The organism is uncultured Fibrella sp., assembly GCF_964250085.1.
Classification (GTDB): Bacteria; Bacteroidota; Bacteroidia; order Cytophagales; family Spirosomataceae; genus Fibrella.
This window is the reverse complement of sequence record NZ_CAXUEC010000003.1, coordinates 440,889-467,226: the sequence shown is the minus strand read 5'-3', so window position 1 is coordinate 467,226 and position 26,338 is coordinate 440,889. Positions and strand designations below refer to the sequence as shown.

At 53.9% G+C, this 26,338-nt stretch carries 26 protein-coding genes and 1 riboswitch; of the genes, 17 read left to right on the top strand and 9 right to left on the bottom strand.

Going from position 1 to position 26,338, the window contains the following annotated elements; translation table 11 throughout:
• The first annotated feature begins 157 nt into the window (after positions 1 to 157).
• Entirely contained in the window at positions 158 to 1,303 is a 1,146-nt protein-coding gene (locus tag ACFE8Q_RS11460) for a spore photoproduct lyase family protein (RefSeq protein WP_375445529.1), read from the top strand.
• Positions 1,304 to 1,336: 33 nt separating this feature from the next.
• On the opposite strand, the gene ACFE8Q_RS11455 is transcribed toward ACFE8Q_RS11460, so the two are convergent.
• A complete protein-coding gene (locus ACFE8Q_RS11455; protein ID WP_375445528.1) occupies positions 1,337 to 2,098 on the bottom strand; it encodes a hypothetical protein in 762 nt (253 codons plus the stop codon).
• Positions 2,099 to 2,191: 93 nt separating this feature from the next.
• On the opposite strand from ACFE8Q_RS11455, the gene ACFE8Q_RS11450 reads away from it, so the two are divergent.
• Positions 2,192 to 3,319 carry a hypothetical protein gene (locus tag ACFE8Q_RS11450; protein ID WP_375445527.1) on the top strand — a complete coding sequence of 376 codons (1,128 nt, stop codon included), beginning with the start codon at positions 2,192 to 2,194 and terminating at the stop codon, positions 3,317 to 3,319.
• Here ACFE8Q_RS11450 and ACFE8Q_RS11445 read toward each other — a convergent pair.
• The 5 genes from ACFE8Q_RS11445 to ACFE8Q_RS11425 form a co-directional block, all read right to left on the bottom strand.
• Complete coding sequence (locus ACFE8Q_RS11445; RefSeq protein ID WP_375445526.1) at positions 3,309 to 4,529, bottom strand: MFS transporter; 1,221 nt, start codon at positions 4,527 to 4,529, stop codon at positions 3,309 to 3,311. The genes ACFE8Q_RS11450 and ACFE8Q_RS11445 overlap by 11 nt on opposite strands.
• Before the next feature lie 62 nt (positions 4,530 to 4,591).
• Positions 4,592 to 5,170 (bottom strand): hypothetical protein, encoded by a 579-nt coding sequence (locus tag ACFE8Q_RS11440; RefSeq protein ID WP_375445525.1) that lies wholly within the window; start codon positions 5,168 to 5,170, stop codon positions 4,592 to 4,594.
• Between the two features lie 102 nt (positions 5,171 to 5,272).
• On the bottom strand, positions 5,273 to 6,097 hold the full coding sequence (locus tag ACFE8Q_RS11435; RefSeq protein WP_375445524.1) for an anti-sigma factor domain-containing protein: 825 nt from the start codon (positions 6,095 to 6,097) through the stop codon (positions 5,273 to 5,275).
• The gene (locus ACFE8Q_RS11430) at positions 6,094 to 6,579 is read right to left on the bottom strand and encodes an RNA polymerase sigma factor (protein WP_375445523.1); all 486 of its coding nucleotides are present in this window, start codon (positions 6,577 to 6,579) and stop codon (positions 6,094 to 6,096) included. Before ACFE8Q_RS11430 ends, ACFE8Q_RS11435 begins: the two co-directional genes overlap by 4 nt.
• A gap of 41 nt (positions 6,580 to 6,620) precedes the next feature.
• Entirely contained in the window at positions 6,621 to 8,006 is a 1,386-nt protein-coding gene (locus ACFE8Q_RS11425) for an alkaline phosphatase D family protein (protein ID WP_375445522.1), read from the bottom strand.
• 116 nt (positions 8,007 to 8,122) lie between these two features.
• Here ACFE8Q_RS11425 and lysA point away from each other — a divergent pair, with 116 nt between their 5' ends.
• The 11 genes from lysA to ACFE8Q_RS11370 all read left to right on the top strand — a co-directional run bounded on the left by lysA (position 8,123) and on the right by ACFE8Q_RS11370 (position 18,281).
• A complete protein-coding gene (gene lysA / locus ACFE8Q_RS11420; RefSeq protein WP_375445521.1) occupies positions 8,123 to 9,367 on the top strand; it encodes a diaminopimelate decarboxylase in 1,245 nt (414 codons plus the stop codon).
• A gap of 113 nt (positions 9,368 to 9,480) precedes the next feature.
• Positions 9,481 to 10,194, top strand: coding sequence for a YebC/PmpR family DNA-binding transcriptional regulator (locus tag ACFE8Q_RS11415; protein ID WP_375445520.1), 714 nt, complete (start codon positions 9,481 to 9,483; stop codon positions 10,192 to 10,194).
• A gap of 204 nt (positions 10,195 to 10,398) precedes the next feature.
• Positions 10,399 to 11,118, top strand: a complete 720-nt coding sequence (locus ACFE8Q_RS11410) for a hypothetical protein (protein ID WP_375445519.1) — start codon at positions 10,399 to 10,401, stop codon at positions 11,116 to 11,118.
• An 18-nt stretch (positions 11,119 to 11,136) separates the two neighbouring features.
• Positions 11,137 to 11,580: a DUF3291 domain-containing protein gene (locus ACFE8Q_RS11405; protein WP_375445518.1), complete on the top strand. Its 444-nt coding sequence runs from the start codon at positions 11,137 to 11,139 to the stop codon at positions 11,578 to 11,580.
• Between the two features lie 96 nt (positions 11,581 to 11,676).
• Positions 11,677 to 12,096 (top strand): tRNA (adenosine(37)-N6)-threonylcarbamoyltransferase complex ATPase subunit type 1 TsaE, encoded by a 420-nt coding sequence (gene tsaE, locus ACFE8Q_RS11400; RefSeq protein WP_375445517.1) that lies wholly within the window; start codon positions 11,677 to 11,679, stop codon positions 12,094 to 12,096.
• 17 nt (positions 12,097 to 12,113) lie between these two features.
• Positions 12,114 to 13,328 carry an alanine dehydrogenase gene (locus ACFE8Q_RS11395; RefSeq protein WP_375445516.1) on the top strand — a complete coding sequence of 405 codons (1,215 nt, stop codon included), beginning with the start codon at positions 12,114 to 12,116 and terminating at the stop codon, positions 13,326 to 13,328.
• 107 nt (positions 13,329 to 13,435) lie between these two features.
• Positions 13,436 to 13,840 (top strand): hypothetical protein, encoded by a 405-nt coding sequence (locus ACFE8Q_RS11390; RefSeq protein WP_375445515.1) that lies wholly within the window; start codon positions 13,436 to 13,438, stop codon positions 13,838 to 13,840.
• 56 nt (positions 13,841 to 13,896) lie between these two features.
• Positions 13,897 to 14,115, top strand: a riboswitch (cobalamin riboswitch).
• An 82-nt stretch (positions 14,116 to 14,197) separates the two neighbouring features.
• Positions 14,198 to 16,153 carry a TonB-dependent receptor plug domain-containing protein gene (locus tag ACFE8Q_RS11385; protein ID WP_375445514.1) on the top strand — a complete coding sequence of 652 codons (1,956 nt, stop codon included), beginning with the start codon at positions 14,198 to 14,200 and terminating at the stop codon, positions 16,151 to 16,153.
• 14 nt (positions 16,154 to 16,167) lie between these two features.
• A complete protein-coding gene (locus ACFE8Q_RS11380) occupies positions 16,168 to 17,292 on the top strand; it encodes a YncE family protein (RefSeq protein ID WP_375445513.1) in 1,125 nt (374 codons plus the stop codon).
• Positions 17,293 to 17,349: 57 nt separating this feature from the next.
• Positions 17,350 to 18,051, top strand: a complete 702-nt coding sequence (locus ACFE8Q_RS11375; RefSeq protein ID WP_375445512.1) for a diphthine--ammonia ligase — start codon at positions 17,350 to 17,352, stop codon at positions 18,049 to 18,051.
• Between the two features lie 11 nt (positions 18,052 to 18,062).
• Positions 18,063 to 18,281: a cysteine-rich CWC family protein gene (locus tag ACFE8Q_RS11370; RefSeq protein ID WP_375445511.1), complete on the top strand. Its 219-nt coding sequence runs from the start codon at positions 18,063 to 18,065 to the stop codon at positions 18,279 to 18,281.
• On the opposite strand, the gene rodA is transcribed toward ACFE8Q_RS11370, so the two are convergent.
• The 3 genes from rodA to ACFE8Q_RS11355 all read right to left on the bottom strand — a co-directional run bounded on the left by rodA (position 18,274) and on the right by ACFE8Q_RS11355 (position 22,680).
• The gene (rodA, locus tag ACFE8Q_RS11365) at positions 18,274 to 19,551 is read right to left on the bottom strand and encodes a rod shape-determining protein RodA (protein WP_375445510.1); all 1,278 of its coding nucleotides are present in this window, start codon (positions 19,549 to 19,551) and stop codon (positions 18,274 to 18,276) included. The two genes, ACFE8Q_RS11370 and rodA, sit on opposite strands and share 8 nt — an antisense overlap.
• A gap of 100 nt (positions 19,552 to 19,651) precedes the next feature.
• The gene (locus tag ACFE8Q_RS11360; protein ID WP_375445509.1) at positions 19,652 to 21,634 is read right to left on the bottom strand and encodes a peptidoglycan D,D-transpeptidase FtsI family protein; all 1,983 of its coding nucleotides are present in this window, start codon (positions 21,632 to 21,634) and stop codon (positions 19,652 to 19,654) included.
• Between the two features lie 227 nt (positions 21,635 to 21,861).
• Positions 21,862 to 22,680: a sterol desaturase family protein gene (locus ACFE8Q_RS11355; RefSeq protein WP_375445508.1), complete on the bottom strand. Its 819-nt coding sequence runs from the start codon at positions 22,678 to 22,680 to the stop codon at positions 21,862 to 21,864.
• A gap of 106 nt (positions 22,681 to 22,786) precedes the next feature.
• On the opposite strand from ACFE8Q_RS11355, the gene ACFE8Q_RS11350 reads away from it, so the two are divergent.
• The 4 genes from ACFE8Q_RS11350 to ACFE8Q_RS11335 all read left to right on the top strand — a co-directional run bounded on the left by ACFE8Q_RS11350 (position 22,787) and on the right by ACFE8Q_RS11335 (position 26,337).
• A complete protein-coding gene (locus ACFE8Q_RS11350) occupies positions 22,787 to 23,989 on the top strand; it encodes an SAM-dependent methyltransferase (RefSeq protein WP_375445507.1) in 1,203 nt (400 codons plus the stop codon).
• A 28-nt stretch (positions 23,990 to 24,017) separates the two neighbouring features.
• A complete protein-coding gene (locus tag ACFE8Q_RS11345; protein WP_375445506.1) occupies positions 24,018 to 24,695 on the top strand; it encodes a hypothetical protein in 678 nt (225 codons plus the stop codon).
• Positions 24,696 to 25,195: 500 nt separating this feature from the next.
• Positions 25,196 to 25,333 (top strand): hypothetical protein, encoded by a 138-nt coding sequence (locus ACFE8Q_RS11340; RefSeq protein WP_375445505.1) that lies wholly within the window; start codon positions 25,196 to 25,198, stop codon positions 25,331 to 25,333.
• A gap of 182 nt (positions 25,334 to 25,515) precedes the next feature.
• Complete coding sequence (locus tag ACFE8Q_RS11335; protein ID WP_375445504.1) at positions 25,516 to 26,337, top strand: universal stress protein; 822 nt, start codon at positions 25,516 to 25,518, stop codon at positions 26,335 to 26,337.
• The last annotated feature ends 1 nt before the right edge of the window (position 26,338 follow it).

The window sequence follows — 26,338 nt, the reverse complement described above, 5'->3', positions numbered from 1 at the left end:
TAAAAGTACAGACAGCTCATGTAACACGGACTGAAGTCCGTTTTTTTCGTTATAGAGCGTACTAAAAAAACGAACTTCAGTCCGTGTTACATCAACCAATTTATTCACTAAAAATAGGCCAAAATGGACCGTTTAAGGCATTTTAGCTGTTTTCTAAATGATGGAAGATGTGCTGGAGAATCGTGTAGAACATGCGCCAAAAACCGATCTGCGGTCGGCGCGGGTATGGATGCCAAAACGGGTTTTATTTACGCCCGACGCCTTGAATGAACCTTTCGGGCAACAGATTTACGAACGCGTCTCGGCGCTGAATCTGCCCATTGAGGTGATGAAGAATAACCGCCTTACCGGCCTGCGCGGTGCTGATGAACGCGAGACATACCGCATTGCCAAGAATACACTGGCGGTGGTAAACGCCCCCCCGTCGGCCATGCGTCTGCAACCCATTCCCCCCTCGGCCGACTGGCAGATGAACCTCGCTGAAGGCTGTCCGGCTCACTGTCAGTACTGTTATCTGGCGGGTAGCTTGCAGGGGCCACCGGTGGTACGCGTGTACGCCAACCTGCCCGCCATGCTGGCGCATACGGCTACTTACGAAGGCACGTACCCACCCAACAAAAGCTGGCAGACATCCGACGCCAACCGGCCAACTACCTTTGAAGTAAGCTGTTATACCGATGTGCTCGGCATCGAACACCTGACGGGTAGCCTCGCCGAATGCATCCGGTACTATGGCTCACGGGAAAACGGTCAGCTCCGGTTCGTGACCAAATACGACCAGGTAGACAGCCTGATCGATCTACCGCACAACGGACAGACGCGCGCCCGGTTTAGCCTGAACGCCGAATCGGTAGCCCGGAAACTGGAAGGCGGTACCGCCTCGATTGAAGCACGCTTGCAGGCGTTGCGTAAACTGGCTTTACCGCGCAGCCTGGGTGGCGGCGGCTATCCGGTGGGCATCGTATTGGCCCCGATCATGCCTATTCCAAACTGGCGGGAAGAATACACTAGCCTACTCGATCGGATCTATACCGCGCTTGATTACGGCAACAATGCCGGTGTGCTGGATATGAATGTGGAATTGATCAGTCACCGGTTTACGCCCGGCTCAAAAGACGTGCTGATGCAGTGGTATCCGAATACATCGCTCGACATGGATGAGGCCAGCCGGGCGCAGAAACGCAACAAGTTCGGCGGCACCAAGTATGTCTACCAGCCCACCGATATGCAGGAGTTGAAACGGTTCTTCTACGACGAATGGGCGAAGCGCTTTCCAACGGCTCCTATCCTATACTGGACGTAATAATGTCGTACAGGGCACCAGCCCTGTACGACGCTAAAAAACATAATTTCTTGCCCGGAACTGGATCGTAAGCCCTACGGAAACGACAGCCAGGCTGAGTTTTTTCTGGCTACTCATGGTCGATTGTTGCGCTATATTGCCCAGTTGAGACTCCACAGGTACGTTGGCAAAATTGAACGCAGCCGAGCTATAATCGCCGTTGACGTGCAGGGCAACGGCGGGCGTCAGGCGGTAACGGGCCGTGAGTCCAAGCCCCGCCGAAATGGCTTTTGCTTCCTGATTATCGGTGCGGACCATCATGTTTACCTGACCCAGTTTGCCCTGAACACAGGTTTCGGGGCAGGTGGCCCAGATTTGGCCTGCCATTGCGCGCAGATCAACGGAAAAGCGGCCGATGGGAATGGTCACGTATGGACCTGCCATGATACTCCGCGTTTGCCATTGTCCGGCCCGACCAGCCGCCGCCGAAACCGTCAGTTGGCTATTCGGAACTTGTTCAAAGCGACCAAGCATCGCAGTGGGGTCAATGCCGTTATAGGTTTGTTCGTAGCGGGCCATCAACCCAAGCGGACCAGCCATGCGGTACCCGCCCGACACACTCATCGACTGACCACGAATAGCCATGCCGCTGTTATCTTCGCCGGAGAGCTTGCCGAACGTACCCAGTGGCTGACTGATACCCGCAGAAATGGAGATAAATCCGTTCTTTTGAAGCGTATTGTAGATAAACGCTTTTTGCGCCATACCGGCTGAAGCAGTCAGGAGTAGCAGTAAAAGTAGAGAGATCCGTTTCATAAGGAGCGCGTCGGTAATAGCGTATCTGTTGATTACCAAGCCTTCTCACAAATGCAATGCCAAACTTATAAAAAGGGTTACTTTCTTTGGCTCATGCACGCACCAACCGTCGACTACCTACTTACCAGAATCGCTGATAATCAGGCTATAAACTCACCTTTTTTCATCAACGGCCTGCTCCCCGCCTACCGGTACAACGCAGCCTGGGCTTACCACCGGCCCGATCAGAACCTGTTTTTTACGGCCATCAGCCTCTTCACGCTGCAACGGCTTATACCCCTGCTAACCACCGCTGAACAGACGATTCTCGACCCGATCATGGCCCGTGCCTTACCTGCTTATGATCGCTTTCGGAATAAAGATGGGCTGGCTACCTACAACTTCTACGCCACCAACCCCTCAGCGCATTTTCCGCACGGCTGGCTGATGCACCGCTTTCGTCATTTTCAACTCCCCGACGATATCGATGATACGGCGATGGTGTACCTAACCCGCAGCGGCGGACCGTCCCAGCCAGCGGCCAGCGACCTCGATTTCCTGAGCAAAAAACTGGCCCGACACGCCAACCGCACCAGCCTGACGGTGCAAAATACCTTCCCTGAGTATCGGCAGTTGCGCGCCTATTCAACCTGGTTCGGACTGCATATGCCCATCGAGTTCGACGCCTGCGCGATGACGAATATGCTGTACGCCGTGTATGAATACGGCCTTCCGCTCGACGTACACGCGCAGGATAGCCTGGCTTTTTTAGCCGACATTGTGCAAACGGACCGGTACCGCACCGATCCGTTTCGATGCGCGCACAACTACGCCCGTACACCGTTGATTGCCTATCACCTGGCCCGGCTCATTGGTCGGTTCGACCCAGAACCACTGCAAGCCATTCGGCAGAAATTTATCGCTGATCTCAACGCCGATTTCAGCCGGACAACAAGCCGCCCGGATCAACTGCTGATCGCCATTGCACTGATGCGGCTGGGTCAGATGCCCCCTATCGACGTACCTATGGATACTATCGAAGCCGACTTCGCGCCGTTTTCGTTCTTTATCGCGGGCCTGCTTTCTGCCTACACTCAGCCGTGGCTATATCGGTGGGCAAACCGCCCGTTCTGGCATATCCGCTGGCAGTGCGACGACCATAACCGGGTCTTACTGCTCGAATACCTTGTTCTGAAAAGGCAGCTAGCGGCAAAACCAGTGCGATCAGTCGTCACTGACTGACCGGCGTTGTATCAGCCGACACCCGGCGATTCACCAGGAGGAACCCGGCCGCCGACACGATGGTGAAGCCAAGCATGACCATCCACAAGGTTTGAAAACCGAATCGCTCGGCCACCTGCGAACCAATCAGCGGGCTACACACCTGCGAAAGTGCCCAGCCCATCGAGTACAGGCCCAGGTACTGCCCGCGATTACGTTCCTCGGATCGGTTGGCGGCGAAGGTGAGCAGAAACGGCATGGCCAGCATCTCGCCGACCGTGAGCAGAATAATCGTGAGCCAGGCAATGCCGGGCCAACGGGTCAACGTCAGAATAAACAGCGCCACACCGGTCAGTAAAGCACCTACGGCCGAAATGATCAGCCGCTGTTTCACTCGCTGTTCCAGTGAGTAGACCATCGCCATTTCGACAACTACGATCAGCAGCCCATTCAGGGCCATGAACAGACCAATCCGGCTTTCATTTGCGCCCAGGTACGTTTTGAAGTAAAGCGGCAACAGGCTGAAGAACTGCATGAAGGCCGTTAGGTAGAGAAACAGACAGGCCGTAAAAAGTAAAAAAAGGCCGTCGCGGTACGGCGACCGGGCAGCGGCCAGAGTGCCATCCGATGCGTGATGAACGGACGTATCCCGCTTCGGGGCCGGCAAGGCATAAACCAGGTATAGGGCGGCACTGATGCAGGTAAGCCCATCGACCCAAAACAGCAGGCGATAGTCGACACTCGCCAGCAAGCCACCCAGCCCACCGCCCACTGCCCAGCCCAGATTGATGGCCAGGCGATTCAGGGAGTACGCCCTTGTCCGGTTGCCCTGGTTGCTATAAAAAGCAAAAGCCGCTGAATTGGCTGGCCTAAACGCGTCGCCGAGTGCCGTAAAAATAAATACCGTGACGCAGAGCCACTCAAAGCGGACAATAAACTGCATCAGAATCAGCATAATGCCACCAAACAACAGGCTGCCTACCTGAATGGCATAAAAGCCAATCCGGTCAGTCAGTTTACCGCCCAGAAACGTACCCAGCAGCGAACCCATCCCGAAAAGCGCCAGCACAATCCCCGCCTGTTCGACCGAATAATGCAGATGTTGCGTCAGGTACAGCGACAGAAAGGGCAGTACCATTGTCCCGCTGCGGTTGATGAGCATCACACCCGCCAGCAACCAGACAGGCCTCGACAGCCCCGCATATGCATTTCGGTACAGTTGTAGAATCATAGGGCCAATGATCAATTGTCAGGTATCAATGATCAACACGGCCCTGGCAGTTCCCTCGATCACTACTCAATGATCATTATTTTCTTGTCCGTGATCTGGTCGCGGTGCTCGTTGATGAAGGCTTTGAAGAGGCGAATTTCTTCGAGTTGCCGGTCAATGGGGTGCGTGAGCGCGTAACTTTCCACGTAGACGTCGGTAAAGTCGGTGATGAGGTATTCCATCAGCTTGATACCGTGGCGTTTCAGGGCGTGCAGGTACAAATTCTGGTGGTTGAACAGGTATCGGCCGGGCTTGTACGATCCCGTTGTTTTTATGTCGACGGCCTTATATTTACCGATCAGGTCGACGTACCCGTAGAACAGCACATCGTCGATCTGCCACTGGCAATACACCTGCGTATCCACGATGGGTCGGGGAAGCAGCTTGCGCATTTTCTGAAGGATCTCCGCATTGAATTGTTCCTCTTCAGTGCCTTTTACCAGGGTTTCTTCAAACGAAATACCCCGTTGCTGCGCGGCTGTCGTAGGCGACGGCACCCGGTTGATGGCATCGAGCACCTGCTGTTCGGTTAGATTGTCTCCGTTTAAAAAACGCGAGAACGTATTCAGTAAGGTGGGGTAAAACCGGTAGGCAGGTGTCATAAAAAAGAAGTTTCAGGATTCAGGGATCAAGTGCGCTGCTTATCAACTATCCGTCAACAAGCAGGGCACTTGATCCCTGAAACATGAAACGTACCCCTTAAGTTACCCCACTTTTCCAAGCGCCACCAGGGCTGATAGTGTAGGCACCGGACTGCCGCCCGCTTTTTCGATGGTGATCGCAAAGGTATCGGCAGACTGAATTGGCCGGTTGGTCTGTTGCAGTGAATACCGTTCGGCCCGGTTATTAAACACACCGGCATCAATCGGCTTGCCATCAACGAGCGCCCAGAGCTGGTACTGTTTGTCGGACGGTAACTCGGGGAGCTGTTCCACCTCCAGGGTGACCAGTTTTTTCTGCCGATCCCAGTATACCAGTACATTAGCCGGGTCACCGTCGGGTTTGGCGGCGGCCAGACGCACCGTTTCAATGCCTGGCTGGCGCAGTAACGTCAGCAGTTGTGAATCGTGCGATTGCTGCTGTCGTAGCTGTCCAACTTCAGTCTGTAGTTGCGAATTAACCTGGGCTAGCTGGTCGGCGAACGCCCGTTTATTCTGCAACTGATTCATCAGGAAATAGGCAAAGGCAATAAGCAGCAGCGCCACGGCGGCGGCGGCCAGCCAGGCTACCTGAAACACAGGCCGTTCGCGATGCAGCGGAATGACTTTCGTTTCTTCGGTTGCGTCAGCAACGAGGGTTGGATCAGCGAACGATAGACGCTGGCGGATCTTTTCCTGTAAATCAACGGGGGGCGCTACACTATACATGAGCGCGTAGTTTTCCAGCGCCAGTGTAAGCCGATCAAGTTCCTGACGAAGCTCGGGATAAATCGCTGACATACACTCGACCTCACGCCGTTCCTGATCACTGACGGTACCTAACGCGTAGGATTCCAGAATACCGGAGGTTATGTAGTCGGGAATATTCATTGGGTAAATAAAGATTTAAGTTCTTGAAGAACATCACGTAGCCGATGTTGTAAAGTAGGTTCAGGTTGCTGACTAATGTCCGCCAGTTGACGAACAGATTGCCCCCGAAAATATACAGCGTCTAATAAAGTACGTTGTTCTTCGGCAATTGGATTGTCAACTATCTTGTTATCAGCGATAGATTTAGGCGAAGTTGGTGTCATTTTTGCTAATGAGGCGGCAACTTCGGCCCGTGCGCGGTTCAGTAACCAGGTCAGCAGGCGGGTTTTACGTGGGTTATACTGATCGAAGTCAGCCCAGGCTTTCACAAAAATCTCTTCCACGATCCGGCTCGCTACCGCTGGTTGCGATACGCTGCTTAACACCACGCCATACAGCACGTGCGCATACTGATCATACAGCCATTGAAACGCCAGCTCGTCGCGCCTGGTCAGCTTACGAAGCAGTATTTCTTCCGGAACCAGATATGATGGTGACTTCACAGGGTAAGGGTATGGTGGTCAAATATAGCCAAAAGCCCGAATTACCGCAGGTCATTAGCCTTAAGTATCTGCATCCAAATCTCTTTTCCGGTAGCATCGTAGGCCCGAATAGTTAACAAACGGGCATTCGCCGGGCCGCTAACGACCATCGTGGCAAAATTTCGGTCGGTAACCAGTGTCCCCGCCACCACCGTCGGTTGAGCCAGTTCGGACGCAGTGGGTGGCGCGGGGCCGGATGTCAGCGGAGAGATCGTGAAATCGTATAGCGGGTACGTACCTGGCCGCTCCAGTTTATGAACGATACTGTGATGCCGGTCGCCGGTGATAAACAGCAGACCCGGAATAGCCGCCTCGGTCAGCCTGCTCAGCAACTGGGTACGTTCGGTACCGTATACGGCATAATTCTCGAACACCGCCGCCGGATTGATGATCTGACCGCCCGTCACCACGAATTTAAACGTGGCCTTGCTGAAACGCAGGGCATCGATCAGCCAGTCGATCTGCTTTGTTCCGAAGTAAGCTTTTTCCGGTCCGGCCGCCCCGCCGTCGGGCTGCTTGTCGGGGGCGCGGTACGTACGATCATCGAGCAGAAAAAACTGGCAATCGCTCCAGGTGAACGTACCGGTGCACCCCTGATCGAAAATAAAATTCGGATTGGCCCAGAAAAGCTTGAACGCCTCCAGCGTGACGGGCTTCATCCAGTAGCTCCGATCAGAATCATCAGGACCGTAATCATGGTCGTCCCAGATGGCGTAGTTGTGGGTACTGGCCAGCAGAGGCTGCATTTCCGGCAGCGACCGGGTGTGGGTGTACCGCCTCAGCACGCCGGAACGTGAGTTCCAGTCTACTTCTCTGGTATAGGTGTTATCGCCCGTCCAGAGCATGAAGTCGGGCTTTTTGGCAGCAACGCTGGTAAAAATACCATAGCTGTCCCCGTAGGGTTTACCTGGCCGGTCAAACGGCGCTTCATTTACGTACGTGCAACTGCCTACGGCAAAGGTGAAATTGGGTGGATCGGTACGGAACTGCCAGAGCGGCTGCGTCTGAAACGCAGTGGCGTAGGGTAACGTCACCGGTTTGCCGTTCACAAGTACCTCGTAGGTGTAGCGTTTTCCGGGCAGCACGTCACTGGCAATGAGATGCGCCGTGTTGGCGTTGGCGGCTATAGTGGGCACTTCCGCCGTGTGCATCACGGGGGCTTTGGTGCCCTGCTCAACGTACCTGATCTGAACCCGGCCCGGCTGTTTGGTCTGTACCCAGAGCATCACCTCCCGCATGTCGGCGTACCCAAGCATCGGCCCCGACTGGATGGGTGAGCCAACTGATTTCGGTATAGCCCGACGGGCTTTTGGGGGCGACTGGGCCTGAGCGTAGCCCAGTTGCAGCAAGACGAGTAAACCAAACAGACGGAGTCTTGAGCGAAGCATGGCGAGGCGAGCCTTTGTTGATGGGCTAAAAGTACGGTAATCTACCTACTCCGAAAGGACGCACCTTGCCCCTCCGTTGATCAAACCGTATATTTGCGCCCTGTTTTTAACGAACTATGCATCCTCCTTATCAGATTCAGGGCCTCGATACGCTGGCTATTGCGCGGCAATTTGGCCTACCCCTCTACGTCTACGATGCCGACCGGATCATCCGGCAGATCGACACGTTTCGTTCATCATTTACCGGGGTTAATCTGAAGATAAAGTACGCCGCCAAATCGCTCACCAACCTGTCGATCCTGAAATTGATGCGTGCCCAGGGCGTCGACGTCGATGTGGTGTCGGTCAATGAGGCGAAGCTGGCGCTGCTGGCGGGGTACGTACCCCAGCAGATCATGTATACGCCCAGTGGCAATGCCTGGTCTGAAATCGAAGAAGCCATTGCCATGGGCCTGCGACTGAATGTTGACAGTCTGCCGCTGCTCGAACAGATCGGGCAAACCTATGGCGCTACGGTGCCGGTTTGTCTCCGCATTAATCCAAGCGTGGCCGATGGGGGTAACTTCAAGATTCAGACGGGTCACGCCAATTCAAAATTTGGCATTCCCAACGACTACCGCGACCGGATTCTGGCCCTTGTAAACCAGTACGATATAGCCGTTGCCGGCCTGCATATTCATACGGGCTCTGATTTTAAAGACGCAGGTACGTTCCTGAAAGGAGCCGCCGTGCTGTTTGACATGGCCGCCGATTATCCCGATCTCCAGTTTATCGATTTTGGGAGCGGCTTTAAAGTCGCTTATCGGGAAGGCGATCTGGTGACCGACTTAACGGACCTGGGCGCGAAAGTGTCAGCCGCTTTCCAGGATTTTTGCCAGCAGTATGGCCGTGAACTGGAGCTGTGGTTTGAGCCGGGTAAATACCTGGTGAGCGAAGCGGGGCATCTGCTGGCTCAGGTAAACGTGGTGAAACAGCACCCGACCCGCCGGTTTGTGCAGGTCGATTCGGGCCTGAACCACCTGATTCGCCCTATGATGTACGATGCCTGGCACGATATTGTGAACGTTTCCAACCCAACGGGTGAGCCTACGCTGTATGACGTGGTGGGCTATATCTGCGAAACAGATACCTTCGCCACCGACCGGATGTTGCCCCAGGTACGTCCCGGCGACGTGGTATCTTTCGAGAATGCCGGTGCCTACGGCTATAGCATGGCTTCCACGTATAACCTCCGCGAACGCCCCGCCGAAGTACTTGTCTACGAAGGCCAGGCACACCTGATCCGCCAGCGCGATACCTTCGAGGATCTAACGCGGGGCATGGTCGACATTGACGTATTTACAACTGTTGAAACAATCTAAAAAATGGCTCAAGGTCCAGGGGCTACCGTCTAAAGTTGCTTCGCGTCTTACTATGATGAGCGGAGCAACTTTAGACGGTATACCTTGAACTTTAGACTTAATATTTCTAAAAAATGGGACGCGCATTTGAATACCGGAAAGCCCGAAAAATGAAACGGTGGGGACAGATGGCCAAGACCTTCACCCGCATTGGTAAAGACATTGTAATTGCTGTGAAAGCCGGTGGTCCCGACCCCGATACAAACGGGCGTTTACGAGCCATCATTCAGAATGCCAAGGCCGCCAACATGCCCAAAGAGAACGTGGAGCGGGCTATTAAAAAGGCGTCGTCGAAAGAGCAGGAAGACTACAAGGAGATTGTGTATGAAGGCTATGCGCCGCATGGTATAGGGCTGGTGATCGAAACCGCCACCGACAACCTGAACCGGACAGTGGCCAATATCCGCAGTTACCTGAACAAACTGGGCGGTAGCCTGGGTACACAGGGAATGCTCGATTTCATGTTTACCCGAAAGTCGGTATTTCGCATTCCGGCCGATGGTGTAGACATGGAGGAACTGGAACTGGAGTTGATCGATCTGGGTGCCGACGAACTGGAACTGGATGAAGAAACCAATCAGATCGTGATCTACGGTGATTTCACGGCCTTTGGTGCCTTGCAGAAATACCTCGAAGAAAAAGGCTACGAGCTAAAAGGCGCTGAATTCGAGCGGATTCCAACTGATTATAAAGAATTGACCGACGAGCAGGTTGCCGACGTGGAAAAACTCATCGAGCGCATCGAAGAAGATGACGATGTGCAGATGGTTTACCACAACATGAAATAGCCGGTTACCAACTGACACTTAAAAACGGCTGGCCAGTGAGCGCATATACCGGGCAAACCGGCGATAAAGTGCTTACTGGTCAGCCGTTTTCAATATTTTTATGCCGATTCTTACCTGTAGCTACCCTCACTTTTGATTAAACGGTACATCGAGCCATGCCCGCTTCCTGTACTTTGGCCGTATTAGTCTAACGTGTCGGCAAAAGTGCTCACTATTACGCTCAAACCTGCGGAAGATTTGTTACCTGATGAGGTTCAAAACCTGTATGCGTTGGCCCGTCGAACCGGGTTTCCCATTGCTCAGGGGTATCTGGAGAAGTCCCATTTTGAACACAAACCAACCGTTGTGCTGGCGCATCAGGGGCAGGCACTGGTCGGTTTTCAGTCGTATAATACGTACCGGCTGAAAACGCCTTTCTTTCGGAAGCAGGTCCCGTTCATCTACGGTGGCCTGGCCTTTCAGGACAATGCGGTGGCCGGGCGGGGGCTTGGGTATCGAATCAGCCGCTACTACATGCAGCACACCCTTGGCCGGTTCTTCTTTCTTAAAAATTATGCGTTTGCGGTTCGCACACCAACGCCCCGCCTCATCCAGATCCTGTCGATCCAGCATAAGCTGATTCACTTCAAAAACGGGCTGGTTACCCCCGATGTGTACCAGTTTACCCAGCAGTTTGTACGCCACGTGCGGCGGTTCAGCGATCCGCTGGACGAACGACTCGTGGTACACACCAAACCCATTTGTGCCGACATTACCGACCAGTGGCCGACGCTCTTTATGGCCACCGACGACTATTACAATCAACTGGTATACGAAGCCGGGCTCATTCGGGCAGATGGCGACAAGCGGTTTATCACCGGCAATTACCTCATTCTCCTGGGGCATTCGTCGTTCAGGCAGCTCATTCGTTCGCTGACGAACTAAAAAGTATATTGCCACCAAATGACCCACCACCTCGCTCAACTTAACATCGGCCGCCTCCTGGCACCGATCGATGACCCGTTGATTGCCGACTTCGCCGGGCAACTCGATGAAATCAATGCACTGGCCGAACGCAGTCCGGGTTTTGTCTGGCGATTGACCGGCGAGGGGAATGACGCCACCAGCCTGCACCCGTTTTCCGACAACCTGATCATCGTTAATATGTCGGTTTGGGAGTCGATCAATACCCTGAAAGACTTTGCGTTCAAATCGGTCCATGCGGTTGTTATGCGCCGCCGCGCCGACTGGTTCGAGAAGTTCCCGACCGCCTACCTGGCCCTGTGGTGGATCGACGCCGGGCACGTACCTACCATTGATGAAGCAAAGGACCGGCTTCGCTCACTGGACGCGCACGGAGACACTGCCTATGCGTTTACATTCCGAAAACTGTTCGATCCTTCCTGATTAGTAATGAACTGGCCGTTTCAGTGGCGGCAAATACAGCTACCCGTCCGGGCGACATCCTGATTTTCGTATCTTTACCGGCCAGCATCAACGCTTATGATCAAGACCTTCGCCCAACTCGACGAACTGAATGCCGTGGCTCAGGAGCTTATTACTGAAGCCGCCGATCAACACGTGTGGCTGTTTGAAGGGGACATGGGCGTCGGTAAAACAACTCTCATAAAGGCACTCTGCCGGGCCGTCGGCGTGGTCAGCGTGGTGCAGAGCCCTACCTACGGGCTGGTGAATGAATACACAACCCAGACCGGTGAATCAGTTTATCATTTCGACTGCTACCGCCTTCGGAACGAAGCCGAAGCCTTGGACATTGGTCTGGAAGAGTACCTCGATTCAGGTGCGTATTGCTTCGTTGAATGGCCCGAACGCATCGAATCGCTCTGGCCACCAACCTATTACCACATCAGTCTATTTACCGACCCTGCCGGCATCCGTACGGTATCAACCCAACTCAAGTAGCAGTTGCTCACTACACTATGACCGGTTTTGAAGAATTAGCGAAACAAACAGCCCTGTACACCAGGGAGTCTCCGGCGCTTGTGAAGAGCACCCAGAGCAGCCTGCTTATTGGGTTGCCAAAAGAAGTTTCGTTGCAGGAGAATCGAATTGCGCTCACCCCCGAAGCCGTGGCTATCCTGGTTCGGAATGGCCATCAGGTCATTGTAGAGACGAACGCCGGAGTGGGTGCCAAATTCAGCGATTCAGATTATAGTGAAGCCGGGGCACAGATTGCGTATTCGCCCAAAGAGGCGTTTGAAGCCAACCTGATTCTCAAGATCGAGCCATTGGTCGATGAGGAATTTCAGTACCTGAAAAACGGCACAACGGTCATATCGGCCCTGAACCTGCCTGCCCGCGAACGGGGGTATTTCGAGAAGCTAAACGAACGCAACACAACGGGTATCGGCTACGAATACATTGAGGATCAGGCAGGTGGCATGCCCGTCATTCGCTCGATGAGTGAAATGGCAGGGAGCACGGTCATGCTTATTGCGGGCGAATACCTGAGTAGCAGTGCCAACGGCCGGGGCATTATTCTTGGTGGTATCACGGGCGTCCCACCCACCAAGGTCGTGTTTCTGGGAGCCGGTACAGTGACCGAATACGCCACCCGAACCGCCCTTGGCATGGGGGCCGACGTGAAGGTGTTTGATAAGGATCTGTACAAACTGCAACGCTTCAAATACGCCGTAGGTACGTCTGTCTATACGTCAATCTTAGACTCGGATACACTCACGGAAGCCATTGAACGGGCCGATGTAGTGATTGGGGCACTACGCGGCGAAGATGGGCACAGCCCCGTGGTGGTTACCGATACGATGGTCAGCCGCATGAAACCCAACTCGGTGATCATCGACGTGGCCATCGATCAGGGTGGTAATTTTGAAACCTCCCGCATGACGTCGCACAAGCACCCGACCTACCGGGTACACGACGTTATTCATTTCTGCGTGCCGAATATTGCCGCCCGCGTATCCCACACGGCCAGTATCGCGTTGAGCAATATTTTTCTGCCATTTCTGCTCCAGACCGGTACAAATGGCGGCATCGAAGCCATGATCTATGCCAACCGCTGGTTTATGAAAGGCGTTTATTGCCACAAGGGTTCGCTGACCAACCTGTATATGGCCCGTAAATTCGGCATGCGTTTCAAAGACCTGGAACTGTTGCTCGGCGCAAGTCGGTTTTAAACTAGTTTGTGGTTTGTTGTCTGTGGTTTGTGGTTGCGCTGCTAAAGCACGCGTTCCATGAATCAGCAGCGAAACCACAAACCACAGACAACAAACCACAAACTATTTTGATTAACAACAGCAACGAAAACGTCCTGATGGACGATGCCAATTCGCCCGATCTGAACAAGAAACTGATGGGCATGGTCTCGACCGATTTTGTGAAGGTGGCCGATAATCTGAAGGAAGCCTCCTACCAGATTCGTAAGCGCGGTTTTTCGGAGTATCCGGTTTTTGTCGCGTCGAAAAAAGACCTGCCGGTGGGCCAGCTTCTGTATGCGGAAGGCGATCTGGGCAACACCTTTACGTATAAAGCTTCTTTTTACGATGAGTTTGTTCAGCGCGAACTGATCGGCGAAGACTCGTACGACCTTTGGAAAGAGAATTATAAAAACCCGGATGAGTTCTGCTGCCTATTCGTGGTCCTTGGCGAATTCACGGGCTTTATTTATATCCCCTACCCCGAAGATTAAGTGGATTTATAGCCATAAGCGCGCTGCCAGGTTTAGAGGTTAAAATAAAAGAGCTACTTTTGTGCCAGATTATGGGTGCCCGATGCCAGCCTCTGCGCTGGCCCGACGGCTTAATAGGGAACATCGGTGACGTCACTTTTGACCAATCCGGGGCTGTCCCCGCAACTGTAACGCTCAACCAAGAGCCGATTGATCTACATCACCACTGGGCTAGCCCGGGAAGGTGTCAATCGGTGAGCGAAGCCAGGAGACCTACCCATAGTTCGCTGCTGCAGGGGCCACACGGAGGATGTGCCACCTACCGCCCGAATACCCCGACCCATTCGCTGGAGGGTCGTTGTTGAGTTATCAGGTATCATGTTTCGTTTCACAGCCTTGTTGCTGTGGGTCAGTGCGTTAGGTACGTCCTACGCGCAGGACTCGTCGTCGGTTCGGCACTTACAGACCGTCACCGTTCGCGGTTTCGCGCCCGAACGGTTCATGGCGGGCCTAAAGATTCAGCGGGCCGACTCGGCCTTGACCGAGGCCTACAGTTACCAGACCCTGGCCGATCTGCTGGCTTTGCAGGCCCCGATAAACTTCAAAAGCTACGGCCCCGGTCAGCTTACCACCGTTGGCCTGCGCGGCACATCCGCCAACCACACCGCCGTTCTCTGGAATGGGGTGAATATCAACCCACCCTATCTGGGGCAGACCGATTTCTCGACTATTCCGGTTAATGGGTTCGATCAGCTCAGCATTCAATACGGATCGGCCGCCTCGTGCGTGGGGACCGACGCTGTGGGCGGTAGCATCCTGCTCAATAGCACACCCGGCTGGAAACGGCAGGGCGTTACGGCCACGCTGGGTCACCGGTTCGGCTCCTGGAATTCGGGACAAACGCAGGTAGGCATCCGGTTTGCTACGCCGCTTGCGGGCGGAAGGCAACTGGCCGGCAAAACACTGGTTTACGGGGGCACTAACCGGTACCTGCCCGCTTATAGCGAGCGACAGGGGTATTCAGTTGAACCGTCGGAGACAGCACAGCAGGGGTTGATTCAGGATCTGTTTTACCGCACGAAAAACCAGCATCAACTGTCGGTAAATATCTGGCTGACAGACAATAAACTCACGGTATCTCCCGCCAGCCCAACAGGCCGTGAGGTGACACGTACCCAGGCCTACCGGTTTCTGACAAACTACGAATTTGGCGAAAGCAAGCCAGGAAAGTGGCTGTCGGGCCGGACCTTGCTACGGGCGGGGTTTATCCGCGACATCCTTGATTATGGCAAAGGAGACAGTTTCGATACGGCCCCCAGCCACTCTCAAACCGACCGTGTTCTGATTCGGGCTGAGCATGAACTGGAGCAATCGTTGGGTACGTCGGGGCAGTTGCTGAGCATCCGGGCCGGGGCCGAGTGGGTGCATTACACCGCCCGGGTAGATGGCTACGGCGATGGCGCACTCACTGAACAGCGTGCTGACCTCTACGCGCTCATTCGTTACCAGCCTACCTCCCGCCTGGTAACGGCACTGAACCTTCGGCAGGCGTTTATTACCCGCTATAACCCACCGTTTACGCCTTCCTTCGGTATCGAATACCGGCTGCTCAACGTCGGTAACTGGCGGCTCGACGGGCGGGGCAATGTGGCCCGCTCCTACCGCGTGCCCACGCTGAACGAACGCTACTGGAAAACACTCGGTAACCCCGACATCCGGCCTGAACGCGGTTTTTCGCAGGATCTGGGCCTGAATCTGTCGCGCAACGTACCTGGCCGGTCAATGTCGTTTAGCCTGAGTGCCTTCCGCAATCATGTTGACGACTGGACCTACTGGAACCCCGCCAAAGGCTACCGCGTCGAGAATTTGCAGGAAGTGCTGGCGCGGGGTTTGGAAGTGCAGGGACAAACCGCTCGGCAGTTGGGTACATGGCGGGTTGGTGCGTTTGGGCAGTACGCATACACCCGGTCTACGCAACTGCGCGTGTACGACCCATCGGCCATCGATGTGGTGGGCAAGCAGCTGATCTACTTACCGCTACACACCGCGTCGGCCAACGCTTTCGTGCAATACGGGCTAAACCGCCTTACCCTCACCTGGCAGGGAAGCGACCGCCGGGCTTCTACATTCGACAATAGCAAGTACTTACCTGACTACCAACTTGTTAACCTGCTGCTCGAAACAGCCGTTCGTATGCACGGCTGGCAAGGGAAAGCGGTAGTGCAGGTCGATAATTTGTTCAATGAATTTTACCTCAACGTAAAAAATAACGTCATGCCGGGCCGGAGTGTGGCGTTAACCCTTGTTCTCACGGCGAATACAAAACCTGATTGATACTAAAAGTCAACATGAAAAATCGTTTAAAAACCGCAGCCACCTACCTGCTGGCTACGGCCATCACCGGTGCTTTGTTCACTGCCTGTTCAAAAAACACAGATCCAACGCCAGCTGGACCCTACACTAATGGCGTAATCGTGATGAATTCCGGCAATTTCCTGCAAAACAACGGCTCACTCTCTTGGATCAACCGCACCAGCACGACCGCCGCTATCGATATCTTCCGCGCCCGCAACAACCGCCCCACGTCTGGACTGGTGCAGGAATACGTGGAAGCAGGCAACCGGGGCGTGATTCTGGTCGATAACTCGTCGGCAGGGTTGGATAAGGTCGAAATCGTAACGGCCGATTCGTTGCGCTCGGTGAAGACGCTCGGCGCACCAGACATCGAAAACCCCCGCCATGCTGCCCGCGTTAGTGACACGAAGGTGTACGTAACGTGCTGGGGAACAACCGGTTCAGGGGCCAACTTTTACGGAACCGCTGGGTACGTGGCCGTGATTGACCTTACCACGAATTCCGTCTTAAAACGTATTCCGGTGAACAAAGGAGCCGAGGGCGTAACGGTTGTCGGAAACGAAGCTTTCGTGGCGAGTACCGCCTATAGCGATGCCAAAACGATCACCGTGATTGACACACAAACCGACGCCGTGAAACAGCAGATAGCTGTTCCCACTGACGTAGTGAATCTGGTAGCCGACGCAAACAATAAGTTGTGGACCCTTTCGGGCAGAAACGCCCTGCGTATCAACCCGGCAACTAAAAGCATTGAAGCGACGATTCCGATTGGCACGGCGGACAATGCCAATACGCCGACACCAGACAAACTGATCGCCAGTGCCGACCGGCGGACGCTGTATTATACCTACACCGTTTCTAACGCGAGTTTTCTCCCCGATGGGCAACTTTACCGCTTTAACATTAGCGACGTGACGATCACCCCAACAACGCCCGTCATCAACCGCACCTTCGTAGGTTTTACCGGCGTGGGCTTTGATCCTCAGTCAAATGTAATCTATGTGGGTACAACGCCCAGTCTGGCGCAGGCCGGGTACGTGTATCGCTACCAGCTCACCGGCCAATTGGTTGATTCGGTACGGGTCGAAATTTCGCCGGTTGGGTTTTATTTTAAGTAGGCACATTACCCCATTTACCAATTACCCAATCCCCTAATCAACCAATCCCTAACCTCCATGCAAACGATCATCAACTGGTCGGGCGGGAAAGATTCGGCACTGGCCCTGCACCGTATTCGGCAGCAGGGCCAGTTTGCTGTTCAGCACCTGCTGACAACCATCAACGGAGCCTACGGCCGGGTGTCGATGCATGGCGTGCGCGAAGAACTGATTTTGGCGCAGGCTGAGCGGATTGGCCTGCCGTTAACGACCGTTCGACTTCCCGAAACGGCCAGTATGGACTTGTACCAGACCACCATGGATGAGGCTCTGCGCCCGTTGGTGGCAACTGGTGTGACCCACGCCGTGTTCGACGATATTTTTCTGGAAGACCTGCGGTTGTGGCGCGAACAGCAGTTGGCACCGGTTGGCTTGACGGGTGTTTTTCCACTCTGGCAAATACCATCGCTGGATCTGCTAAGCGAATTCTGGGAGGCTAGCTTTCAGACCATCGTGGTGGCGGTGAATGGAGCGCACCTCGACCGGTCGTTCTGCGGCCGGGTGCTAAACCGGCAGTTTGTGGCCGATTTACCATCAGGCGTCGACCCGTGCGGCGAAAACGGTGAATTTCATACCTTCGTTTTCGACGCCCCGTACTTTAACCGCCCGATCGGATTCACGGTCGGCGACGTTGTGGAACGTACCTACACTTTCACCGACGCAGACGGTCAGGAACGTACCTCGACTTATTATTTTGCTGACCTGATCCCGAACGGATGATCACCCCTGAGATGGAAAAACACGCCCCCGATAGCTGCCCCCGCTGCGGTAATCTGTTTACCTGCTCGGTTAATTCAGTGCTGAAATGCGACTGCATGTGGCTGAATCTCGCGCCCGCCGATCTGGCCTACATCCGGGAATACACCGAAATTACCTTTGGCGAATATACCTGTCTCTGTGTCAACTGCCTCCGTGCGTTGCAGGCCGAACGGATCGTAACAACTAGTTAAACAGGGAGTTAGTCCGGCGGGAGTCCAGTTTCAGGAAGATAAACAGCAGCAGGGTAAACGACCAGAGCGACGAGCCGCCGTAGCTGAAGTAGGGCAACGGAATACCGATAACCGGCATCAGGCCGATGGTCATGCCAATGTTGACCAGGATGTGGAAGAACATGATGCCGGCTACGCAATAGCCGTACACCCGGGCAAACTTACTGCGCTGTTTTTCGGCCAGAACAACGATCCGGCTAATCAGCCCGATAAACAGGATGATCACGATCAGGCTGCCGATAAACCCATGTTCTTCGCCGATGGTGCAAAAAATAAAATCGGTGCTTTGCTCGGGCACAAAGTCAAATTTGGTCTGGGTTCCCTCCAGGAAGCCCTTGCCATCCAGACGGCCGGAACCGATGGCAATTTTAGCCTGCGTCACGTTCCAGCCAACCCCCAGCGGGTCAACGTTCGGGTCGATCAGGACTTTGATGCGGTTGCGCTGGTGCGGTTGAAGCACCTTATTGACAAAAAAGTCGACGCCGGTTGCGGTGATCATCATCGCCACGCCGATCAGTCCAATACCGATCATGCTGCGGGCGGTGCGGTTGTAGCGGGGCAGCAACAGAATCACGATCACACACAGGACCGCAATACCCGCAAAGAGATATAGGGGTGGCACAACCAACGCCAGAATCAGTAGTACGGCCAGGGTGATTCCCAGCAACGGAATCCAGCCGGGTAGCCCTTCCCGATACAGCATGATCACGAACGACGCAAAGACCAGCGTCGACCCGGTTTCATTGGACAGAATAATCAGGATGGCGGGCAGACCGATGATACCGCCAATCCAGAGTAAATCTTTCTGCTTGGTCAGGTTAATGCCGGGCTGATCGAGGTATTTGGCCAGCGCCAGACTGGTAGCCAGTTTGGCAAACTCGGCTGGTTGAATCGTGAACGAGCCAAATTTAAACCAGGAGCGCGACCCATTGATGTTTGTCCCGGCCACCATCACCAGCAACAGCATGGCAATCATGAAGAGGTAAAACACAAAAGCGAACGTGTCGTAAAATTTGTGATCGATCACCAGCACGCAGATAATCAGCAACACAGCGGTACCAATCCAGATCAGTTGCTTACCGGCATTACTCGAAAAATCAAACAGGCTTGTCTGATCCTCTGGACTATATACGGCGGCATAAACATTCAGCCAACCCATCAGCACGCAACTGATGTAGAGCAGCACCGTCAGGGTATCAATATTTCGGGTTAATTCGGCGTTACGGGCCATTAGTTAGCACAATGAAGAATAAAGAATGACAAACAGCGTGCTACGGGAATCCACATGTTGCATTACAATGCAACTCGCACTTTTTCAATGAATTACGTTTCTAGTTTCCACCAACCGTTGACTTTTGATCCGTATCAATCCGGGTCATCAGTGGGCGGGCAGGTCGGCTCTCCGGCTTACGCAGGGTATCTTTTACGGGAGGCTGTTTGGCCGATGAATCCGGCTTTTTAGGAGCCCGGGGTTTGGGCAGCATCGACAGGGGCGGCATGTAGTTCTGTTTGATCAGCCATTCTTTCAGTTTCTGTCCCTGGGCTTCGTTTTTACCCTTCAGGTACCGCTCAGCCACCAGTGCAGCCACCGATGCAGCCGCTACGCCACCCCAACCGGCATTTTCGACAAACACCGCCACGGCAATTTTGGGATTATTCATGGGCGCAAAGCCGATGAAGATCGAGTGGTCATGGGCGTGGCCAAACTTGGCGTTTTGCGACGTACCTGTCTTCCCGCACAGCTCAATACCGGGAATATCGGCGTCGCGTTTCACCGTGCCCGCCTGCACCGCCATCCGCATGCCTTCAATCACCGGCAGGTAATACTTGGCGTCAATATCGGTGTAGTGTTTCTCCCTGTATATATCAGGAATGCCCTCACCCAGTTTGCCAATGCCTTTCACATAGTGCGGCGCAATGTACCAGCCCCGATTGGCGATGGTAGCCGCCAGGTTAGCCAGTTTCAACGGGCTGATGAGCAACTCCCCTTCGCCGATACTCAGCGAATAAATGTTGGAAAACTTCCAGGTTAATTCACCCCGATACGCTTTGTCATACGTGTCGACAGAGGGTAGATTGCCCCGCAATTCGCTGGGCAAATCAACGCCGAGTTTCTGGCCGATGCCGAATTTCATCGCGTGATCATGCCACTCCTGTAACCCAATCGCGGATGCTTTAAACGTATTTGGATTACCATTGTGGTAAATGTATTTCCGGAAAACCTGATAGAAGTACGGATTGCAGGAGAACCGCACGGCACCACGCAGGTTATTTCCCCCATGACAGTGACAGCGCATGGGCGAACCGCCGTGACCATACACCGTATTGGTGAACAACGACCCCTGTTGCTGGGCGATCAGCGCCTGAATCAATTTAAACGTCGACCCTGGCCGGTAGCTAGCCATAATTGGCCGGTTGATGAGTGGCTTGTAAGGGTCTTTGAGCAGCTTCCTGAAGTTTTTCGAGAAAAACCGCGACGACAACTGATTAGGGTCGTAAGTCGGAGCCGACACCGACACAAGTATTTCGCCCGTGCTGGGATCAATCGCCAGCACCGAACCCACCTTGTTTTGCATCAGACTGTCGGCAAACTGCTGCACGTCTACGTCGATACCCGTATACAAGTTTTTGCCGGCTACCGCCGCCGTATCGTACTCCCCGCTTTTAAACGATCCTTTCGCTACCCCACGTACGTTCTGCATCACGTACTTGATCCCGCGACGGCCACGCAATTCTTCCTCGTATTGCTCTTCCAGTCCGTTATGCCCCACATAATCGCCCTGGCGGTAGTAGGGTGTTTCCTGGCCGTCGAGCTTCTTTTTGCTGATCTCCGATACGTACCCGAGTGCATTGGATAAAGTGTGCGCCGGGTACGTTCGCATCGACGACATGACGGGCTCGAAACCACGGTAATCGACCAGTGCGTCCTGAATGCGGGCGTAATCTTCCTTGGAAAGCTGACGCAGAAAAACAGACGGTTTTACGGGTGAATAGGCTTTCGCCAATTCCATGATGCTATCGAACTCGGGACGCGTTACATCCATCATCCGGCAAAACGCCAGCGTATCTGGGATCTTCACCCGCTTAGGCGTTACATATAAATCGTAAACAGGTGTGTTATAGACAATTAGCTTACCATTCCGGTCATATATCTGACCGCGATACGGTATCTCAATGACACGCTTTATGGAATTGCTGGACGATTCAAGGGAGTAGCTGTCGTCCAGAATTTGCAGGTAGAACAGGCGGGCGGCGTAAATCAGGCCCACTAAGCAGAAGACGCCGATAATAATAAACTTCCGGTTTTCAATCATTGGTTCTCAACTCCTGAGAGACGCTCATAAACTGGCTCGAATTACGGTTTTCGAACCCTACTACAAAGCTACGAAGTTAGCGGCGATCAGGCCGCAGAGAAACCCACAAGTTTGACAGATTTAACTACGATTTATTGGCAGGCAACCAAGCGATGAAGTACGACTGAAATTAATCCTGTAAAATCATATAATTATGTCAGGAAATAAACTAACTGGCTTGGTGCCCCTTATCTATCGCTTGTGGCGAGGTCAGGTTCAGGTTGCTGAACGGCCGGTTTTTTCCCGGTAACTCTTGCAAAAGCTGCGTCATAATCGGGGCGGGTAGTGCCCATCCACTCGTCCCAGAAGCGGAAGTAAAGCCCGTAATTTCCGTTGAAATACTGGTGATGCTGATTGTGGTTCACCGACGTGTTGAGCCAGCGCGCCAGCCAGTGCCGGTTCCAGCGGGCGGGGAAAAGCTCCCAGCCCAAATGCCCGTACACATTGTAGCTAATCATAAAAAACAGGAAAGCCAGAATCGTGACCGGGTGCAACGGCAACACAAACGTAGCCAGAGGAACGATGGCCGCCTCCACAACGGCTTCGAGCGGATGGAATGCGTAGGCCGCCCAGGGCGACGGATTGGTCGACTTATGATGAACTAGGTGCGTCGCCTTAAACAGCCGGGGGTGGTGCATGGCCCGGTGCGTCCAGTAGAAGTAGGTGTCGTGCAGCAGAATGAGCAGCACAAATGACAGCAGCCCATACACCGTTCCGTAGTCAGACCACTTCATGTACAGCAGGTTATAGTGTCGGGCACCCGTCACAACCATCAGCCAGGTAACACCCGCGAAAATCACCGTCGTGCTGATCGAGTACAGAATCTCGCGCCGGTAATCAGTGGCTTTAGGAAAGCGGAGCTGAATTTTTTTGTATGCTATCGACGCCCGTTTCCAACTGTAGAAAATAGCGTAGAACAGACCGGCTACCAGCAGGTAGCGCAGCAGGTGAGTGAGCCAGACGGCAACCATGCCCCAGCCCGGATACGATTTCAGGATCGTGTACATATGGTTTAAAACACGGATCAACGCGTGTCAGTTTCTGCTACAGAACACGACTTTAGTCCGTACCTTGGACACTAAAAATACGGATTAAAGCCCCTGTTACGTATTCATGCCGCTTTTTATATTGACCAAGGATGACCGGGATTTTATTGCCAGCCACCTGACCGCCGACGTGCAGTCGCTTTTGCTTCGCCCACCAGCGGGCTCGGCCGGGCTGCACCTGCGCGAGGTGGCGGAACAGATTCAGGCGCGGCAAAAAGCAAAAAGTAAACTACCCTCCTGGTACGCCAACTCCGGCCTGACTTTCCCCCCGCCGATCTCCGTTGAACAGGCGTCGTCTGAACGAACGGCAGCCTACAAAGCATCGCTTGTCTCGGGCGATAACCTGGCCGATCTCACGGGCGGAATGGGTGTCGATACGGCGGCGTTTGCCCGGACAATGAACCGGGTCGACTATGTGGAACGTACCCAGCCCCTGGCAGAAATAACGGGCGACAATCTGGCCTTGCTGGGCCTGCACAACGTGTCTGTCCATACCGGCGATGGCCTCGACTGGATTGCCAGCCAGCCCGCGCCCGTCGACTGGCTGTACCTCGACCCCGCCCGTCGGGACGATCGCGGCGGGCGCGTCGTTGGTCTGGCCGATTGCGAACCCGACGTGCTGACGTACCTGCCGATGTTGCTCAGTAAAGCCCGCCACATAGTCTTAAAAACCTCTCCCCTGCTCGATATCGACGCTACCCTTCGCCAGTTGACCACCACCCGGGCGGTGCATATAGTGGCCGTTCAGGGCGAGGTAAAAGAAACGTTGTTTGTGCTGGGCCAACCGAACGTACCCAGCGCCGACGTCACCATAACCGCCGTTAACCTGCGTGAAAATGGTGACCAGCCGCCGTTCACGTTTCGGCGCGGCGACGAAGCAACGGCGCCCGTTACGCTCGCCGATCCGCAAACGTACCTGTATGAACCCAATGCCGCCCTGTTGAAAGCGGGCGCATTCCGGTTGGCCGGTGCCCGGTTTGGTCTGGCCAAGCTGGCTCCACACAGTCACCTGTACACGTCCGATGAGCTGGTTGCTCATTTCCCCGGCCGCATCTTTACTGTTGATGCCAGTTGCCGCGCCGACCGTAGATCGGTGCAGGCGAACGTACCCGGCAACCAGGCAAACCTGACGGTACGCAACTTTCCGCAGTCGGTTGATGTACTACGGAAGCAGTTGGGTCTACGCGAAGGCGGTGCCATCTATCTATTCGCTACCACGCTCCGAAATGGAGACAAACGATTGATTGTTACGCACAAAGCCGTAATATAGGCCCCTATTTCAACCATCTTTACTAGCTATGAATTTCCGTAACATTTTGGTAAGCGCCGGCCTGCTATTGGCCGCATACAGCACACAGGCTCAAACCGTTTACGCCGGTGAACAAACCATTGACAAACAGGTCTATAAGGGCCTTTTCCTGACCATCCCCCTCAGCGATAAGCAGGTAGAGAAAGATTGGGAAGAATATATAAAGCCTTTTGGCCGGGCTGCGTCGTCGCGGGGTACTTACCGCATCACCACGGCCGATATGAAAGATGTTTCGGCCGAACCCGTCAATTTCACGAGCCAGGTGAAAGGCAATAAAAAATCGACCACGATTTTTACGGCCTATGACCTGGGCGGCGGCAACTACGTGAGCGCAGGCAACGGAAACTACGACGCAGCCGATAAGCTACTGAAAGATTTTGCGGCTAAATCGTTGTTCAACGACGAAGTCCGGGTAGCCGAAGACGGTTTCAACGAGTCGCAGAAAAACCATCAGAAAATGGTTAAGAAAGGCGAGACGCTGGCCCGCGACATCGAGAACAACAAGAAAGAAAAAGAGAAACTGCTGCGGAAGATCGATGAAAATGCCAAAGAACTGGAGCAACTGCTGAAAGACGTGGAAACCAATAAAGTAGACCAGACGACCGCTATGACCGACATGGACAACAAACGCAAGAACGTTGAAACGGTGAAAGCAAAAAAACAGTAATCCGCTTTATACTATTTATTTACAGCCCTCTAACTAGCCATTCAGCTTCGTTAGGGGGCTTTTTCATGTTGGCGTAGAGCATCCGGGAAAAAATCATTTAACGAATAAAAAAGCATTCCCTTCAGAACTGTGTTACTTGCATAGTGTCTGTTGTCTGCCTGCTTACCGGCAATCAATGTTCGATCGATCAGAATCGAACAACCTGATAAAGCCTGGAATGAGCCGCAATTGACCTAGCCTCCCGCCTGCCCCGTCGAAACACGGGCCATCTATCAGGTACGTTGCTCCTCTTCACGGGCAGTTGAAGTCTGCCCGATTCAGCGTGTTACTACGCGCTTTTATCGACCACCCAACGAGCCGGTACACCGTTTTTACGAGTAGTACGTGTTGCAGGGAGTCGACTGATCTCTTTCAATTCATAGTGAACTCAGCGCATTCAGCAATGGGGCGGATGTGTCACTTATTGTGGCCATCAAAGTCAATTAAAACCAATGTCTATCATGTCTATCGACACAAAGAAAGCAAAGAAAGTAGTGGTAAAAGGAGCGAAAGCCGGGCATAAAGTGCCCAAATACGAACAACGCGAAACCGATTCGGCCCCCATTGCTCCTAAAACTGCCCAGAAAGGAGGCAAATAAATTGGTTCACTGCTTTGTACTTGACCCACATGGATGGCATCTGACCCACACCACAGGTAGTCTGTCAGCTTTTTTGCTGACAGGCGTCATGTACTTTTTCGCTCGGCCAACTGACCTTAGTGTGGTTAGTACGCAATTTCTGCCTGACACTACCGTCAGCAACCAACGTTTTGATACTCGTCATGAATACGATCATTCTCGCAACCGATTTTTCGGCGAATGCCACGCAGGCAGCCCATTTTGCGGCGCAGTTGGCCAACGACCAGAAAGCCACCCTCGTTCTGGTTCACGCCTACCAGGCCTGGCCCGATAACCCAGCCAAAACAGGCGATTTCCCGCTGTCGGTAAACGCCACACGGGAAGACAGCGAAACCAGGCTCAGTAACCTGGCCCACGATCTGACCAAAACTTTTGGTGCGTATACGCCTATCCGTTACTTAGTCATGGAAGGTCATGCCAGTGATGTGATCCGTCAAATCGTGCAGACGGAGAACGCCGATCTGCTGGTGATGGCGACGATTGGCACGGCCCCGCAAAGTGCCCGTCTGATGGGTAGCCTGGCTACAGCCATGGTCGCCGAAACAACCGTGCCGTTGCTGCTCATTCCGCCCGGACGTACCTATTCCCGTCTGAAAAAAGTGGTGCTGGGTATCGACCTTGCCTCGCCGCCCAACGCCCTAACGCTGGCGACGGCCCTGGAGCTTACCCGAACCTTTGGCAGTACCCTAAACGTGATCTGCATCAGCGACCAGCTCGACGACCCCAAAACCCTGGAGCAGGTGGCTCAGCTTAACGGATTACTGGGGAACCATCGTCATTCGCTCACGATTCAGGCCAGCGATGATGACATTTACGCGCTCCTGCTCGCCTTTGCCCACCAGACCGAGGCCGACCTGATCATGATGCTCCCGCAGGCACATAACTGGCTGGATAGCCTATTCGTTGAAGGTGAAACCCAGCGCCTGGCCCGACTCACCGACATTCCACTCGTAGCCGTCGTTTAAC

What these genes read in the sequence shown, in the direction of transcription:
- ACFE8Q_RS11385 (WP_375445514.1), top strand. Translation starts at nt 14,198, where the DNA reads ATGTTTCGTTTCACAGCCTTGTTGCTGTGGGTCAGTGCGTTAGGTACG.
- rodA (WP_375445510.1), bottom strand. Translation starts at nt 19,551, where the DNA reads ATGGCCCGTAACGCCGAATTAACCCGAAATATTGATACCCTGACGGTG.
- ACFE8Q_RS11335 (WP_375445504.1), top strand. Translation starts at nt 25,516, where the DNA reads ATGAATACGATCATTCTCGCAACCGATTTTTCGGCGAATGCCACGCAG.
- ACFE8Q_RS11435 (WP_375445524.1), bottom strand. Translation starts at nt 6,097, where the DNA reads ATGAATATTCCCGACTACATAACCTCCGGTATTCTGGAATCCTACGCG.
- ACFE8Q_RS11460 (WP_375445529.1), top strand. Translation starts at nt 158, where the DNA reads ATGATGGAAGATGTGCTGGAGAATCGTGTAGAACATGCGCCAAAAACC.
- ACFE8Q_RS11360 (WP_375445509.1), bottom strand. Translation starts at nt 21,634, where the DNA reads ATGATTGAAAACCGGAAGTTTATTATTATCGGCGTCTTCTGCTTAGTG.
- ACFE8Q_RS11380 (WP_375445513.1), top strand. Translation starts at nt 16,168, where the DNA reads ATGAAAAATCGTTTAAAAACCGCAGCCACCTACCTGCTGGCTACGGCC.
- ACFE8Q_RS11355 (WP_375445508.1), bottom strand. Translation starts at nt 22,680, where the DNA reads ATGTACACGATCCTGAAATCGTATCCGGGCTGGGGCATGGTTGCCGTC.
- ACFE8Q_RS11375 (WP_375445512.1), top strand. Translation starts at nt 17,350, where the DNA reads ATGCAAACGATCATCAACTGGTCGGGCGGGAAAGATTCGGCACTGGCC.
- ACFE8Q_RS11350 (WP_375445507.1), top strand. Translation starts at nt 22,787, where the DNA reads ATGCCGCTTTTTATATTGACCAAGGATGACCGGGATTTTATTGCCAGC.
- ACFE8Q_RS11455 (WP_375445528.1), bottom strand. Translation starts at nt 2,098, where the DNA reads ATGAAACGGATCTCTCTACTTTTACTGCTACTCCTGACTGCTTCAGCC.
- ACFE8Q_RS11425 (WP_375445522.1), bottom strand. Translation starts at nt 8,006, where the DNA reads ATGCTTCGCTCAAGACTCCGTCTGTTTGGTTTACTCGTCTTGCTGCAA.
- ACFE8Q_RS11440 (WP_375445525.1), bottom strand. Translation starts at nt 5,170, where the DNA reads ATGACACCTGCCTACCGGTTTTACCCCACCTTACTGAATACGTTCTCG.
- ACFE8Q_RS11405 (WP_375445518.1), top strand. Translation starts at nt 11,137, where the DNA reads ATGACCCACCACCTCGCTCAACTTAACATCGGCCGCCTCCTGGCACCG.
- ACFE8Q_RS11415 (WP_375445520.1), top strand. Translation starts at nt 9,481, where the DNA reads ATGGGACGCGCATTTGAATACCGGAAAGCCCGAAAAATGAAACGGTGG.
- ACFE8Q_RS11450 (WP_375445527.1), top strand. Translation starts at nt 2,192, where the DNA reads ATGCACGCACCAACCGTCGACTACCTACTTACCAGAATCGCTGATAAT.
- tsaE (WP_375445517.1), top strand. Translation starts at nt 11,677, where the DNA reads ATGATCAAGACCTTCGCCCAACTCGACGAACTGAATGCCGTGGCTCAG.
- ACFE8Q_RS11340 (WP_375445505.1), top strand. Translation starts at nt 25,196, where the DNA reads ATGTCTATCGACACAAAGAAAGCAAAGAAAGTAGTGGTAAAAGGAGCG.
- lysA (WP_375445521.1), top strand. Translation starts at nt 8,123, where the DNA reads ATGCATCCTCCTTATCAGATTCAGGGCCTCGATACGCTGGCTATTGCG.
- ACFE8Q_RS11370 (WP_375445511.1), top strand. Translation starts at nt 18,063, where the DNA reads ATGGAAAAACACGCCCCCGATAGCTGCCCCCGCTGCGGTAATCTGTTT.
- ACFE8Q_RS11345 (WP_375445506.1), top strand. Translation starts at nt 24,018, where the DNA reads ATGAATTTCCGTAACATTTTGGTAAGCGCCGGCCTGCTATTGGCCGCA.
- ACFE8Q_RS11445 (WP_375445526.1), bottom strand. Translation starts at nt 4,529, where the DNA reads ATGATTCTACAACTGTACCGAAATGCATATGCGGGGCTGTCGAGGCCT.
- ACFE8Q_RS11395 (WP_375445516.1), top strand. Translation starts at nt 12,114, where the DNA reads ATGACCGGTTTTGAAGAATTAGCGAAACAAACAGCCCTGTACACCAGG.